We start from the raw sequence: 16,380 nt of genomic DNA on the forward strand, positions 1-16,380 counted from the left end.
ACACGGCTTCTAACGGTAAGAGATGTAGGTCGTTTGTCCCGTTACACTGCCACCGTTAGTGGTCATTTTTACCGGGTAACCAGCCGCATTATACTCATAGGTATATTGTTGCACCAGCTCTACCATGTTATCAAGCTTCATCTGCACTTTGATGACGTTGTTCGGAGAAACACTGGTGGCAAAATGCTGTAACGCGGGCAGCATAAAACCATATTTTTTGTACATGGCGTAAAAAGGGCTGGGGTGATTGTCGTACTGGAAAGTCATGACTGTTATCAGCTCAAACGGCGCTCCCGGCCTTGATATAGGGTTAGGCTGACTTGCTACGATCTTAATAACATTGCCTTTTCCGTCATATTCATATTTGAGGGAGGTGTAAAAGGCGGTGTTCCAGCGGCCGGGCACAAGGGAAACGGAACTTAAATAACCGGTAGACAGGTTATAATCATAATTGCTCAGGACAGTACCGCTGGCAAACCACTCATTTTTAATGCTGCCATCCAGCCCTTTGACATAGGTGTACAAGGAGTCGGCGATGCTGCCCGCACACAGACCATTAACCCACATGAACCTGGTTTTGTAGACATACCCGGTAATCAGTTTGTTCAGTGTGTCCCGGTGTGCAATCCGGCTTCCCACGATGCGGCCTTTATCATCATAGGTAAATCTTTCATTGCCGATCGCCACCAGCCGGTCGCTCTCGTAGATAAAGGCGGGGACATCGGAGATAGCCGCTATGTTAACATCGTTGTAATTGTATGACGGATCCTTACCGGTATTATCTTTACGGCAGGCGGACAAAGCCAGCACTACCAGGCACAGTACAGTAACAGATGGTTTCATATGCACAGGTTTCGTTTAGGCATGGCAATATAGAATTTCTTCTGTCAGTGTTCTGAATAATTTTGCAGTTTTTGTTTCTCTTCGGCCGACAGGCTGTTGATGCCCTTGCGGTGGATCTTGTCCAGTATAGCATCTATTTCCTGCTGCTGCGCGGCCCGTTGCTGGTTGTAACGATCTTCTATATTCAGGTAACGTTGCGGGCCGCGCGTATTGCCGGTCAGCACAATATGCGGTTTCCGCACCAGCAGGTACATAAACACCAGGCAGGGCGCTACCACCGCCAACACCGGCAGGTAATGCTGTTTCACGGCCTGCGGCTCCAGGCACACGGCAAAGAGCAACCCGATAAAAGCGCCGCCGAGGTGCGCTTCGTGCCCTACATTGTCATTATTGCTTCTGATCCGGAAGATGGTGAACAACATATACAACACGCCGTATATCCATGCGGGTATGTACAACGGAATACCAAAGAAGCCTATGTCCATGCCGGGGAACAGGGCTATGCAGGCGAAGATGATACCACATACGGCGCCGGACGCGCCTACTGCGCTGTAATCACCCTGCTGCCGGTGGATGAACAGGGACAACAGGTTGCCCCCCACCAGGCTGCTCAGATAGATAATGACGAAGTTTTTAATGCCCAGCACCGCTTCCACGTCTGCACTGAAAAAGCAAAGCGATAACATGTTAAAAAGCAGGTGGGTCCATCCTACATGCAGGAAGCCGGAAGAGATCAGCCGGTAATATTCTTTGTGGACCAGTATTTCATCCACGATAAAAGCGTATTTGTAATAAAAACCAGTGTCTTTAAATCCCCTGTAAGACACCACCAGGTTCAGGATAACGATCACCAGGGCAACAGCGCCGATTTCTGTCATGGCTATAGGACATTTAGGGTACAGGATGTAAATATGAACGGCAGCCGGAGATACCCTCCGGCTGCCGTTAGTAAAGATAAAAAACTTATTAAAAAGTTGGATCGGCCGGTGTATTCGGATTGTCATTCCTTTCCACAAAAGGATAAGGGAAATAATTCCGTTTCCTTTCGGTCGTCGGACGGGCAAAACGGCGCTGGTCTTCTATCTCCTGTCCGGACATAAACATCTCGATGCGGCGGTGCTTATAAATCTGCGTCAGCAGGTCCGGAATGGTGGCTACCGCCACCGGCAGCAGGTTGGCGCCTACTCCAAAAGGATCATCCGCAGGCTTTTTAGTCACTACCTTGTTCAGCTCCACCAGCCCTTGCGCCAGCCTGTTGGTACGGGCATAACATTCCGCTTTGATCAGCATTATTTCCCCGGGCAAAAAGATGGGAATAGGCTGGATATTGGATTTAAAGAATCCATTTATGACAAATTTCAACCCCGTTGCCTGCCTTGTCATGTAGAAGGGTATTCTGGCGTCTGTAGGCGTGGGTTCCAGCGCTACAGGCAGTCCCATCGTAGAATCCACTACCTGGTAAATATTGCTGGTAGAAGAGACCAGGGTGAAAATAGGATTGGCTACCTGGGGATTAAAATTAAAAGTGCTGACACCGGCCGCGGTAAGGTCTACTTTACCGGCAGCATCCAGCGCGGCGGTATAGTCGCCGGCATACAACGCGTAACGGGCTTTGAGCGCATACAGGGTATTGACAATATTCACCCCTTTGGGTAAAAACGGTGTAATGCTGGTGCTGATCGGATTAGCTGCAATGGTATTCAATGCATTGTCGATGGTACGCACCGCCCGCACATAACCTTGTTTTCCCGGGATAAAATGCACATCGTCGCTCACCGCATCGGGCTTGCCGATGGTATCTGGTACCTGCTCCCAGAAATTAGCCTGTACTCCCAGCGCCAGCGCTTTGAAAATAGATGTATAGGCTATCAGGCCGCTGGCGTAACCTTTGTCGGTCACCACCGTATTAGTGGCGCGCAGTATATTTTCCGCGTCGAAGAGGATTTTGTTGGTGTATCCCCACATACCAGTCACGATCACGTTGTTGTTCAGCACCGTATTGCCGCCAGTACCCAGCTGTCCTTCATCGGCATTACCCGGATTGGTGACAAACGTCTCCCCGCTTAGCAGGCTGCCGGCGGTAGTGGTGGTGTAAATAAGGCCGGTCCTATCCTTGACAAAGTTGGCCTGCAACCCTACTGCCGTATTAGTAATCGCCTGGGGTGAACTGAAGGCCTGGTCCTGGGATGGCCCGGAAGGGTCCTGGTAATCTTTTTTACAGGCCGCCGCAGACAACAGTAACGTGGCCATGGTCATGTATGTATAGAAAGTAGTTCGTTTCATGATTTGTCTTTTTAGCATTAGAATTTAGCGCGGACGGTCAGGTTATAAGTGCGCGGAACAGGAACTGCGCCGAAGTCAATGCCCCGTAAAAGCGTGCTCTGCCCAGCGGCGTTCACTTCAGGGTCATATCCTTTGTAGTTGTCCCATGAGATGAGGTTCCGGCCACCCAGGCTCACGGTCAGGTTATTCAATCCTTTGAATACCTTTCCGAAATCATAGCTGAGAGACACTTCACGCAGTTTCACGAAGCTGCCGTCGTCGATCCTGAATTCCTGGATGTTGTACACACCGGCGATCCAGCCCCTGGGCAGCTGGCCCAGGTCTTCCTGCTCGGCAATCTTACCGTTGTCAACACCCTGGCGGGTCCTGAAGTCGGCGTTAAAAACATCCACGCCCTGTACGGCATCCAGTTGTATATGCAGCCCCAGTTTTTTGTATTGCAGATCGGTGGTGAAAGTACCGGTCCAGTCGGGATTAGGATCACCGATTTTCCTGTTGAGCGCCGGAGCGGAAGCCAGCGGCAGGCCGGTGGCCGGGTCACGCTGCGCCTGGTAGTCGAACGGGCCTTTCTGCGTACCTCTTTCCGTAACAGGAATGCCGGCCGGCGTAGTGAGAATATTGCCATTGGCATCGCGGGCATAGAAGGTGCCGTAGAAGAAGCCGATAGGATAACCGGCGGCGATAGCCACGGGCGCACCCCCTACGGTATTCAACAGCACCAGCGACTGCCCGATGTTTATCGCTTCGTTGCGGTTACGGTTGAAGATGGCCGTCAGGCTCCAGGAGAAATCTTTCGTCTTTACCGGAATGGCATTGAGCACCACTTCTATACCGTTATTGCGCAGTGAACCGATGTTGCTGCGTATGAAATTATAGCCGTTGGTTTGCGCCACCGCACGGTCAATCAGCAGGTCTTCCACCTTTTTACGGTAGTAGTTCACACTCAGCCCGATGCGGTCGTTCAGGAAAGACAGGTCTGTACCGAATTCCAGCTCTTTCTGCTTTTCAGGTTTCACATCAGGATCGGTGTAGGTGAGCGGTCCCTGGAACCCGGAGGCGCCCACAAAAGCGTTGGCAACGTAGGTGTTATAGCGGGCGTACGGAGAAATACCGGTGAGGTTGCCTGATTCGCCGTAGGCGGCGCGCAGCTTGAACAGCGTCCACCATTTGGCTACGGAAGATTTAGCCCAGAAATCGGTACCGGACAATACATAACTGCCGCTCAGCTTAGTATACAGCAGGTTACGTTCGTTTTTGCCGAATACAGAAGAACCGTCCACACGCAGGGCGCCGGTAAGGAACAACTGGTTGCGGTACTTAAAGTTCTGCTGGATATATTCACCGGAGATAGAGAACTCAGAACGCTGGTCGGCACCGGGAATAGCGGTAGTGGCTTTATCCGCCGTTTGTACGAAAGGCGGCATGCCCCGTCCCTGTTGCAGGGAATAATGCTGCCGCTGATATTGTACGGAGTATCCTACCTGCGTTACAGATTCCAGGTTGTTGCTGATACGGGCGTTGTAAGTGGCGTTCGCATCGTGGTTGATCAGGAAAGAGGTATTGGTGCCGGCGCTGGCGTAGCCATTCTGCGCGGGGTCGAGTGAGGTGCCGCCGCCATAGAAGCCGGTACTTACGTTATAGGCGTAGGGCGGAACGAAAGTAGTACCGTCCTGGTAGTAGTTATCGATACCTACATGATAGTCCAGTGTCAGGTTTTTGATCGGGTTCGCCTTCAGGCCCAGACCGGCAATAACACGGCCCACCTGTTGCTGCTGACGGAAGTCTTCGATGATGGACACCGGGTTCACACGCCCCAGGTTACCTACTTTCATCAGGTTGCCCACGGCATCCCGTTGCTGTATATCGTAGTAGTTGCCCAGGATGGTCACGGAGTTCATCGGCGAGTAGAAAGTATTACCGTCAGGTTTTTCCTTCGACTTACTGTAAACATAGTTGACCGTCGCGTTCATGGTGAGCCATTTGGTCACCTCCTGGTCGAGGTTCACCCGGAAACTGAAGCGGTTGAAATCCGTGTTCTTGATGATACCCTGGTTATAGAAGTAGCTCGCAGAAGCGTAGTATTTGGTTTTATCTTTTCCGCCGGCAATAGACACGTTATTGTCGGTACCTACTCCGGTACGGAAAATATAATCCTGGTAGTCGTACCGCTGCACAGGGAATTTGCTCACCACTGCCGGTGTCAGGATGTTCTGGGTGGAATCGTTCGGATTCCCGCCAAACTTGGTAGGAGCGCGGTTGACATCCAGTTTTTTACGCAGCTCATTAATGGAGATGCCGGTGGAGAAGTTGATCACCGGGGCGCCGGTGCTGCCTCTTTTGGTGAAGATCTGCACTACGCCGGCGTTGGCGCGTGATCCGTAGATAGCGGCGGCAGCGGCGCCATTCAGCACTTCCACGCGTTCTATATCGTCCGGGTTGATATCGGCCATACGGTTCTGGCCAACGTTACCAACGAAGTTATTACCACCCTGGGTACTGGCGCCATAGTTAGGATCGGCATTGGTAACACGGGTGGAGGAGTTATCGACGATCACACCATCTACGATGTACAGTGGTTCAGTAGAACCGCCGATGGTGCTGATACCTCTCAGTTTTACAGAGATACCGCCGGAAGGGTCTCCCGAGTTCTGGGTAATCTGCGCACCGGCCGTTTTACCCTGCAAAGCAGCTAATACGTTGCCGGTGGCGCCTTTGTTCAGGTCCTCCGCTTTCACGGAGCTGATGTAGCTGCCCAGCTGGCGGCGGGTGGTACCCTGGGAAGTACCCGTCACCACGATCTCATCCAGATTGGATACCGAAACACCCATGGTCACGTCCCGGGTGATGTTGGAGGTACCAATCGTGACAGGTATTTCCTGGGAGGTAAAACCTACACCGGTAACAGCCAGCACATAGTTGCCCGCCGGCACATTGACCATAAAGCTGTACAGCCCGTCTACTGTGGTATTGGCGCCGGCTTTACTGTTTTTGAGCGTAACGGTAATTCCAGGTAAAGGGGTTCCGGTTTCGTCTGTTACCTTACCGGATATTTTCACCTGCGCGCTGACGGTGGCTGCCAGGCAGGTCATCAACAGTAAAAGCAGCACACGGCCACCTCCTGTCAATCGCATAAATACACGCGTGATCATAAGTGATTTTTAAATGTTGGTTACTGTTGTTGGAAGCCCTTAAAACAGTCGCATAACAACTGTTGAATGGTTGATTGCCTTATTGAATCCTCTTATTTGTGCCTGTTGTAAAAGCTAAGGCCGGAACGGTGTCATACTGCCTGCACCGGCCATTCCCGAAATTTGTTTTCCACAACGATCTCTTCACACATTGGTTGTCCTGTAAAACAGCCCGGGTGGGCTATTTGTTGATGAACGTGTTAAATAACAGATAGGATACCTATAAAATCCTGATTCCTTTGCTGCTGTATGGCTGCAACTTCTTCGATTTTGGCTGCAACTCGGTGATTAATATATCGATGTCTTCTACATTACATACTTTCAGGTGCTCTGCGGTATTCACCTTCTCCGATATACACATGGCCACCACTTTTCTCGCGGTACCGGCCATCGCTTTTTTCACCTGCACCACCTCCCAGTCGTTGTCCGTAAGTCCCGCCTGCACATCAATGGCGTTGACGCCCAGGAAACACAGGTCCGCCCGGATATCCCTTATTTTGGCGATCGCCTCTCCGCCAACGGTGATCTTCGAGTTTTTAGCCAGCTTGTCGCCGATCACAATGACTTCTATATTGGGATGATTGGCATATTCAAAAGCTGCCGGTAAACTCACGGTGATAAAGGTGGCCCGCAGCTCCGGCGGTAATATCCGCGCCAGCTGCAGAATGGTAGTGCCGCCGGTGGTCAGTACAAACATACCGTCATGGATCAGCCCTACCGCCTTCTGGGCAATGATGCGTTTCTCCTCAATGGCATATACATCCTGCGCTACCGCTCCCTGATGAAATGAGTTGGACAAGCCGCCACCATGTACTTTGAGGATTTTTCCTTCCTGTGCCAGCGCCGCCAGGTCCCGGCGGATCGTATCCTCCGAAACCCCCATCTGCTCGCTCAGATGCGACGACAATACCTTGTTATGGAGGTTGACCTGATGTAAGATATATGCCTGACGTTCCTTTTTCAGCATAGGAAGTATTATTCTGCTTTAAATTCGGCAAAAAAACGCATTCAAACAAATATAAAAATGCAGTTTCATGCATATTTCTGCATAAAACGTCGGACTATCGCGTAATATTTCCTTTTAAAATTTTTTTTTTCGGGAGATGACCACCTGCTGCCGATGACCATTTTTTCAAAAAAAAGACCGTCCGGCATCATGCCGGACGGTCTGTCTCAAAATCTGAAATGATAATCTACCGGGCGATAAACAACAGCGCATCTGCCACCACTGCACCATCGGCCTGCTCGTTGCTAATCTCTACGTAAGCTTTCTTCCCCTTCGGTAAACGGAAAGTACCCAGCGACACCCATTCGCCGGAAGTCTGTCCCTCTACTTTAACCGCCCCTGTCTCTATCTTCACCGGCTTCAGCACCTTTCCGTCAAAAACCCGCACATGGGTCACCGTCGCCTGGCCGGCCAGCTTGGGCAGATAGCTGTAAATATGGTACTCGCCTTCCCGTTGTATTTCCGGTGCAAAACGTGCAGACTTCGGCATACCGCCCTTGCTGTCATCCATGTACAGGGAAGGACCGTAGCAGCCATGGGTTTCTTTTTTCCAGTCGCCTTTCAACGTTACATGGGCCGCATCATCATTATCCACCAGTATCTCCGGCGTGCTGTTATCGGCCAGCGGATTGGCTGCCAGCAGCTGCTGTACCTTCTTCACGGCCACCTGCTGCACCGGCACCTTGCTGTCGATAGCCACCACCGCCGCGGTTGCGGCAGATTGCGCCAGCACCATAAACACCGGCTCCATCCGGATAGATCCATACGCGATATGGGAAGCGGATAAACAAACCGGCACCAGCAGGTTGGCACACTCGCCCGTCTTAGGCACCAGCGACCGGTAAGACACCGGGTAAGGACCAAACCCGCCAATCTGTACATCTCCCTCGTTCTTCACCATACCATTCACCACTATCCGCTGACAGTTATGCGAATCCATGGTATAGGCCGCCATGCCCACACCGTCGGTCACGGTAGCACGCCCCTGGCAATTGGCCTGCGTCATCACATACTCGCCCACCATACGGCGCACTTCGCGGACATACAGCTGCGGCGACCAGTGACCGTTGGCCACATATTCATCCTTAGGATACCCCCACTGCAGCATCTCCCGGCGCAAAAGCTCCGGCATCCGCGGATCATGGCCGATAAAATATAACAAGCCCTTATTATACAACTCATGCTGCCGAATGATCTCTTTCCTTGTCTTTGCATCCGCCTCCGGATAATCGTAGTTCATCCCGATCATATCGGTAGAGAAAGGGCCGTTATTGTTAATGTCCGTTTTACCGTTCGGCATCAGGTCAAACTTCAGAAACGCCCGCAGGCTTTTGGCCGGTGCTTTCTCCAGTACGCGCAGCAGCAGCTCGTACCGGGAAGCGTCATAACCTTCCGGCTGCGTAACAGGGACCATGTTCTCCGGACGATTGGTAAGACAGATGCGGAAATTATACGCCTGCACATACTTGTCGCCGCTGCCCTGCGCTGCCATCGGCGTAGGACTAACGCCCCACAACAGCCCGCTTTCCGGTTTTCCCGGCGTCTTGTAGGGATCGATCCCATCGGGGAACTGGTGCTTGTCCTTCAGCTGCACACCGTTGTAGGTCTCCTGGTAGGTACTGTTCGCCTCACGGCCTACGGTATACGAAACACCGGCTTTTGCCATCAGATCGCCTTCATAGGAACAGTCGATAAACATACGGGCCTTCACCACTACGGGGGTAGCGCCTTCCAGCGTAATCTCCCTGATGTAGCCGTTCTCTTTTTTTACGCTGCTCAGGGGATGATCATACCAGATTTCCACTTTCGCGTTTTTCAGATAACCGTCAAATGTCTGTGCAGCTACATGCGGCTCAAAAATCCATTGCTCAAACTTACCATAGTGCGCACCGATACGACGGTAGAAGTCACGGGCCAGTCCGGTGATCGCGTATTTATTACCGATATCCGTATAGCCCAGGCCACCGGTGGTCAGTCCGCCGAGATGTCTGCCCGGCTCTATCAGCAATACGGTCTTATTCAGCTTTTTGGCGGTATATGCCGCCATGATACCGGCAGAAGTGCCACCATACACACAAATATCCACTTCTTTGGGCGTACCGGCCTGTGCGGCGACCGGTATGGTCAACGGGCAACAAATGGCCAACAGCCACCATTTAATTTGTCTGATCATAGTTGTCATTTTAATAACCGGGATTTTGGTCTTTTATTGGGTCAATTGCTTTGTTATAGTTGTATTCAGTGGTAGGAATCGGCCACAGTAGATGCCTGTCGGCCATCGTAATGCCTTTCATGGCTTTGATCACGCTCTTGGCAATGCCCAGCCGTTTCAGGTCCAGCCAGTGCTTACCCTCTCCACAGTCTTCATAAGCGCGCTCCTGCACTACCCGGTCCACAAAGGCCTGTAAGCTGCCGTAGTCCGCCATTTTAAAATCCACGGCAGCATCTGCCACCATCGGGTTCTTACCGTAAGCACGGCGGTGTATCATGTTCAGTTTCTCCAGCGCATCGGTGGTAGGGCCGTTGTTAACGCGGCTGTCGCACTCTGCGTAAAACAGCAGCAGATCAGCGTAGCGGTACATGGGGTAATCATTACCGGCTGCAGTGGTGGTGGTGCGGTCACTGAATTTTTTATTGAGAATGGTACCGGGCCCCAGGCCAAACGTTTGTACGTACCAGTTATAATCGTACCGGAGATCGTTCTTGTCCCAGTTCTTTGCAAAAGTATTGTTGACAGCATCGCTGTACAAAGTGTAATAACCACCCGGAGGATAATAACCGGCACCTGGATAATGCGCATACATAGGATACTGAAACCCTTGTCCGGATGGCTGCCGGGAGAACTTCAGATAAAAGATCTCTTCGGGCGTGGTGATAATATCCGGACCAAACAGTTTATCAAAATCGGCAGATACCATCACATTTACCAATGAGAACTTACCGGACTGTATCACTTCCAGCGCTTTGTCCCGCGCTTTCTGATAATCATTCACGTTCATATACACGTCCGTCAGTACGGTCTTGGCAGCCCATTTGGACGGTGCTCCCACCAGCCGGCCGGCGTCCGGCAGATGAGCCTCGGCAAACAGCAGGTCTTCCGTAATCAGCTGATACACCGCTTCCCTGCTGCTTCTCGGTACGTTCAGTGAATCCATGTTATGCTCCTTCCGGATAGGCACACCGGCCCAGTTACGCACCAGGTGGAAATACAGCAACGCCCGCATGAACCGGGCTTCTGCCAGGAATTTGTTTTTATCTTCTTCACTGAGATTTTTACCGGCAGGCGTTTTCTGGATCACAATGTTGGCGTTGCGGATCGCTTCGTAAAACGCAGCCCACATACCAGCGATACGGGTAATATTGGTATTATCCAGACCGGCGTAATCATTCAGCGGCGCGTGGCTGCCACGGCCATACATATATTCCGTATAAATTTCCTGCTGCACCTGATACAGCGCGCCCATGGTGCCTCCTGCACGAATAGGCGTATAGATGGCGTTCAGGCCGGCCTGCACTTCGGCGGCGTTATTATAAAACTGTTCTGCTGCGATTGACTGCGGCTTTTCATCCAGCAGTTTTGCGCAGGAAGTGAACAACAGCACAGACAATATGACAAGGATACTATATTTCATAAAAAAGATTGAATGTTGGAAAATCAAAAACCGCATCTGATACCAAACGTCACCGACTTATTGGTAGGATAGGTGGCATAATCAATTCCCTGGTTTACGGAACTCTGCGCACCGGCCGCCATCAGTGAGCCAAAGGCGTTCACCTCCGGATCATACCAGGAATAACGGGTGAAGGTGATCAGGTTTTGTCCGCTCACATATACCTGGGCTTTTTTAAACCATTTCACGTGCATTTTTTCCAGCGGCAGATTATACGCCAGCTGTATATTTTTAAAGCGCAGATAAGAACCGTCTTCCACAAAGCGGGTAGACATGTTGGCTGACAGCGTGCGGGTGATCTTCGGATATTTCGCCTGTGTGTTTTCCGGTGTCCAGTGATCATAAGCTACGTCGGCAGGCAGGTTCAACCCCATACCCAAATCCAGTGTAGCGGCCTTATTAAGATTAAAGATGTCATTCCCCTGGGAACCTTGTATGAAGACAGACAACTCAAAGCCTTTATAGCTGGTCACGGAATTCAGGCCATAGGTAAAATCAGGATTCGGATTGCCGATGTAGGTTTTATCATCCGCACTGATTTTACCGTCTTTGTTGAGATCGGCATATTGCAGGTTTCCTTTGTCGGTATAACCGGTTTCCACATACCCGTAGAAGATGCCAAAGGGTTGTCCTTCCCGCAGCAGGTTCACATAATCATTCAGCGAACCGGTGTAAAAGGTGTTACCGAAAATATCCTGTCCGTCGTACAGTTTCACGATTTTATTGCGGTTAAAGGAGATATTGGCGTTCACGTCCCAGGTAACCGCTTTCTTCATCACCGCCACGTCAACTGCAAACTCCATCCCTTTATTTTCCATCTCGCCCACATTTTGCAGGGTAGTGCGGTATCCCATGGAAGCGGGCAACTGCACGGTATTCAGCAGGTTTTTGGTCCTTTTGTGATAGAAGTCGGCGGTAAGGCGCACCTTGTCCTGAAAGAAGGCTACGTCTGCGCCAAAGTCTGCCTGGTAAGTGGTTTCCCATTTAAGGTTACCGGGCAGTACAATATCGGGGGCCATGGAGGTATACAGCGCATCGCCGAAGATGGTATTGCCGGACTTCAGTTGATTCATGGTTTGGTAGGGACTTACCGCAGCGCTGCCGGTAGCGCCGTAGCTGGCCCTTACCTTCAGATCAGATACAACGCGGGAACCTTTCAGAAAAGGCTCGTCGATGGCCCTCCAGGCGATGGCGGCGGAAGGAAAGGTACTCCATTTGTTGCCCGGAGAATAACGGGAAGAGCCATCCCGGCGTACGCTGACGGTAAACAGATATTTGTCCATCAAAGTGTAATTCACCCTTGCGAGATAAGACAGCAGTACCCACTTCTGGTAGCTGCTGGCCGGAACACCGGGTGTACCGGCGCTGCCAAGGGAACCGGTTTTTGTCACATCGCTGAGAAATCCTATACCGGAGCCGTCCATGGAGGTACGTACATAGTCCTGGTAAGTAAAACCAGCGGTGACGTTGATACCATGCACACCGATTTTTTTATTGTAGTATAGTACGTTCTCGTTGAGCAGGCTGGTGGACTGGACCGTTCTTACTGTCGCGGAACCAACGGAGTTCGTGGAGGGTTCGATGTTCGCGTAGTAGTCCGACCGGTCGTTCAGGTTGTCTATACCGCCGGAAATACGGATGGACAAGTCTTTCCACGGCTTGATGGTTAGTGCGGCATTGGAAAATACGCGGTCCCCCTTGAGGCGGTCCGATATCTCATAAATGGGTATCATCGGATTGATGATGGCATTGGAGATAAAGGGATAGGCGGTAGTGAGGCGGCGGTAACCTCCGTTGGGCAGATAGGGCGTCAGCGTGGGCGGCGCCATCAGCATGGCAGAAATCAGATCGCTGCCACGGTTGCCGAGGCCGGAATTCTGACTACGTGTATCCATGCGTGTTAACGTGGCATTATAAGATACGCTGAATATTTTACTGATATCATGCTCCACGCTGCCGCGGATAGAATATCGTTTGTAATTGCTGTTGCGAACGATGCCGTCCTGCAGGAACATGCCCCCGGAGAGGGAGAAGCGTGTTTTGTCGGTACCGCCGCTCACGGTGGCGCTGGTATTGTAGATGGGGGCGTTGTGCATCACCAGGGATTGCCAGTCGGTACCCGGGCGAAGACCAAACGAATCAATCTGTTCTTTCGTGAAATACGGTGCCAGCCCGTCATTGGCGGCTTGTTCGTTGTACAGCGTGGCATATTGCTGTGCGTTCATCAGCTTCATCTTTTTAGAGACCGACTGAATGGTGTATCCTGCGGTAACTTCCACGTTGGTCGCTTCTTTTTTCCGGCCGCTTTTGGTGGTGATGATCACGATGCCGTTTGCCCCGCGGGAGCCGTAGATGGCCGTAGAAGACGCATCTTTAAGGATTTCCATGGAGGCGATGTCGGAAGGCTGCAAAAAGGTGGGATTGCCATTGTATGGGAAGCCGTCGATCACATACAGCGGTTCGTTGCCACCCATGATGGAATTAATACCGCGGATGCGGACGCTGATGGCGCCGCCGGGGGCGCCGTTGTTCTGCATCACGCGTACGCCCGGAGCGCGGCCGCTCAGGGCCTGCATGATGTTGGTATTGGGCTGTGCGGTGATATCGGCGGATTTGATTTGTGATACGGAGCCGGTAAGGTCGCTTTTTTTAGCGATACCGTAGCCGATCACCACCACTTCGTTGGCTTTGTTCACGTCGGCTTCGAGGCGTATCTGCAGCGGTTGTTTGCCGGCGGCAAGCACCTCCTGTGGTTTGTATCCGATATAGGATATCACGAGAACGGCTGTACGGGGAGCCATCAGTTTGAAGGCGCCTTCGGCGTCTGTCTGAGTACCGGTCTTGCTGCCTTTGACCACTACAGTGGCGCCCGGCAACGGTTCTCCCGTGGTGGCGGTCACGCGGCCGGTAACCGGCTGTTGTTCCTGCAGCGGGGTAGCCGGTGGAGTGTTCTTTTTACTATCGGCCGGTTCAATCACGATATTCTGGCCAACGATGCTCCAGGTGAGGGACTGCTGCCGGAGGCACAGCTCCAGCACTTTCTCCAGCGAGGCGGATTTCACTTCTACGGTTACACGCCGGGCATTATCCAGCAGGCGGTGATCGAAAAAAAAGACATACCCCGTTTGTTTTTCGATGGCACGGAAAACTTTTTCGAGCGGCGCATTTTTCTCGGACAGGGAAACGTTCTGAGCGTAGCTCTTGGCGCTGACCTGTATACAAGCGAATAGTACAATAATGGCTGATAGTTTCATGGCCAGTAGCATTTTGGCGATATACCGTGGTTGATAGGCCGGTCGCCTGCAAATAGAACTAAATTGCATACTTTTGAATTGTTTGGGTAATAAAAGCCCTGTCCCGGTATAAAAGCCGGAAGCGAGAGTCGTGGAACGATTTTCATGGGTTACCCAAACGACCGCCGGGAGTGCTGGAACACTTCCGGTTTCTTTTTTGGGCCCCTGCCGTGTTAATTAATCATTTTTCATAACGGTTGTTTTCATGGTATGACGATGATCTTCTTTTTTTCTATTCTGAAATGGATATTGCTTAGCTCGAGTATCTTCAGGACTTCTTCTATGCTGCTGTTACGGGATATTTTCCCACCAAATTCCCGGTCGGGGATATTGCCTTCATAGGCGATGTCTACATCGTACCAGCGGGCTATCTGTCGCATCACGCCGGGTAATTTCTCGTGGTTGAACCGGAAGTAACCGTTCTTCCATGCCACAATCTCTTCCAGGTCTACGTCATTGACCACCGACACCTGGCCGGCCTGGTCCATGCGGAGCTGCTGCCCTGGGCGCAGGGCGGTGCCGCCGCCGCCGGTATGTACTTTTACGGCGCCTTCCAGCAGGGTGGTCCGTACTGCGGTCTCCTCCGTATAGGCCATTACGTTAAAATGCGTGCCCAGCACCTGTACGTCCATATGGCCGGCTTTTACGTGGAAAGGTTTTCCCGGCATCTTCGCTACCTCGAAATAGGCTTCCCCGGTAAGTTCCACGGTCCTGTCGGCCCCGGAGAAGACGGTCGGATAACGCAGCGTAGAGGCGGCGTTGATCCACACGTTGGTGCCGTCCGGCAGGGTCACGCGGAACTGGCCGCCACGGGGGATGGCCAGCGTATTGTATTGTACCGCGCCGGAGTGATGGTCGCCGCCGGCTTCATAGGCCAGCTGGCCGTTATTGACCTGCACTATCTGCACATTGCCTTGTTGCGCCAGTGCACCATTGGCGGTACTATCGAGGGTGATGGTGCTGCCGTCTGCCAGTATGAGCGTTGCTTTGTTGCTGCCTGGCACCACGTGATGCACCGGGCTGTTGATGCCGCCTGCCACTGGCTGCTGCGGCCGGAAGCGCCAGAATGCGGCGACAACGACGATCACCGCCACTATAGCGGCGACAGCCGCCGGATACAGCCAGCGGCGCCGCCGGGCGATGGGCACCACCGGCGTATCGGCAGGGCGGATAGAAGCATAGATTTGTTCCATCCGTTCGGCATTAGCCTGACCGTGTTTCGTTTTATCCTGCAAAAGGGCTACCAGGGCTTCTTCCCATGCGTCCTGCCCATGGCCTTGCCGCAGGGTTTCCCAGAGCTGCGCGGTTTCTTCTTCGCTCAGCGCATCGTTGAGATATCGTGCTATCAGGGTTGATAAAGGTGTTGGTTCCATAGCCAGTATGCGACGTTGTAATGGTAAAGACGCACTAATGGAACAAAAGGAGGTGCTGCGGAAAAAATTTTTTTTTCAGGTATAGCGGGTAAGGGTGGCGATGGCCAGCACGAGCAGGCCGGGATAGTGTTCCAATATTTTCCGGAGGGTGGCCAGCGCCTGTACGATATAACTTTTAACGGTAATACGGGACAGTCCCATGGCGTGGGCTATTTCTTCATGTCCCATGCCATCGAAGCGGCTCATACGGAAAGCTTTCTGCTGCTGGGGAGGCAGGCGTCGGATGGCGGCATGGATGGCATTTTCCAGTTCCCTGAATTCGGCCCTGGCTTCGGCGCCGCTATGGGTGTTTTCATGGTGGTAGTCCTGCAGGTACTGCCGGTAGGCATCCTGGGAGGCAAGTTTGCGCAGCCGGCTGTAGAGCAGGTTACGGGCCATGATAAAGAAGTAGGCGTCCAGCTTCTCTACCTGTGCCAGCTGCGCACGTTTTTCCCAGAGGGTCACAAATACCTCCTGGGCAATATCTTCTGCGATATCCGGAGAACGGGAGAGCAGCAGGGCGGAGGAATACACCGCATCCCAGTGACGAACGAACAGCTCACGGTATGCGGCCGCGTCTCCGTCGGCCAAACGCTTTAGTAGTTCGGTCTCACTATGTGGAATTGGATGCATCGTTGGCCAACCCGGCTGCCTCTGTTCTGACCGGATTTTTTAAAAATAGTA

The 16,380-nt window shown here is 52.2% G+C and carries 10 protein-coding genes; all 10 read right to left on the reverse strand.

Translation table 11 applies throughout. The annotated features are described in order from the left end of the window. Positions 1–9: 9 nt before the first annotated feature. Complete coding sequence (locus B5D63_RS11635; RefSeq protein ID WP_078668977.1) at positions 10–843, reverse strand: hypothetical protein; 834 nt, start codon at positions 841–843, stop codon at positions 10–12. Positions 844–887: 44 nt separating this feature from the next. Next, positions 888–1,721, reverse strand: a complete 834-nt coding sequence (locus B5D63_RS11640) for a rhomboid family protein (protein ID WP_078668978.1) — start codon at positions 1,719–1,721, stop codon at positions 888–890. Between the two features lie 88 nt (positions 1,722–1,809). Further along, a complete protein-coding gene (locus B5D63_RS11645; RefSeq protein ID WP_078668979.1) occupies positions 1,810–3,126 on the reverse strand; it encodes a RagB/SusD family nutrient uptake outer membrane protein in 1,317 nt (438 codons plus the stop codon). 17 nt (positions 3,127–3,143) lie between these two features. After that, complete coding sequence (locus B5D63_RS11650) at positions 3,144–6,275, reverse strand: SusC/RagA family TonB-linked outer membrane protein (protein ID WP_200816989.1); 3,132 nt, start codon at positions 6,273–6,275, stop codon at positions 3,144–3,146. 259 nt (positions 6,276–6,534) lie between these two features. Continuing rightward, positions 6,535–7,281 (reverse strand): DeoR/GlpR family DNA-binding transcription regulator, encoded by a 747-nt coding sequence (locus tag B5D63_RS11655; protein WP_078668980.1) that lies wholly within the window; start codon positions 7,279–7,281, stop codon positions 6,535–6,537. Between the two features lie 226 nt (positions 7,282–7,507). Beyond that, positions 7,508–9,493: an FAD-dependent oxidoreductase gene (locus B5D63_RS11660; protein WP_143312880.1), complete on the reverse strand. Its 1,986-nt coding sequence runs from the start codon at positions 9,491–9,493 to the stop codon at positions 7,508–7,510. A gap of 10 nt (positions 9,494–9,503) precedes the next feature. Beyond that, on the reverse strand, positions 9,504–10,952 hold the full coding sequence (locus B5D63_RS11665) for a RagB/SusD family nutrient uptake outer membrane protein (protein ID WP_078668982.1): 1,449 nt from the start codon (positions 10,950–10,952) through the stop codon (positions 9,504–9,506). A gap of 23 nt (positions 10,953–10,975) precedes the next feature. After that, positions 10,976–14,245, reverse strand: coding sequence for a TonB-dependent receptor (locus B5D63_RS11670; protein WP_078668983.1), 3,270 nt, complete (start codon positions 14,243–14,245; stop codon positions 10,976–10,978). A 242-nt stretch (positions 14,246–14,487) separates the two neighbouring features. Then, on the reverse strand, positions 14,488–15,657 hold the full coding sequence (locus B5D63_RS11675; protein WP_078668984.1) for a FecR family protein: 1,170 nt from the start codon (positions 15,655–15,657) through the stop codon (positions 14,488–14,490). 75 nt (positions 15,658–15,732) lie between these two features. Beyond that, complete coding sequence (locus tag B5D63_RS11680) at positions 15,733–16,329, reverse strand: RNA polymerase sigma factor (protein ID WP_078668985.1); 597 nt, start codon at positions 16,327–16,329, stop codon at positions 15,733–15,735. Positions 16,330–16,380 lie beyond the last annotated feature (51 nt).

It is taken from the genome of Chitinophaga eiseniae, assembly GCF_900167135.1.
Lineage (GTDB): Bacteria > Bacteroidota > Bacteroidia > Chitinophagales > Chitinophagaceae > Chitinophaga > Chitinophaga eiseniae.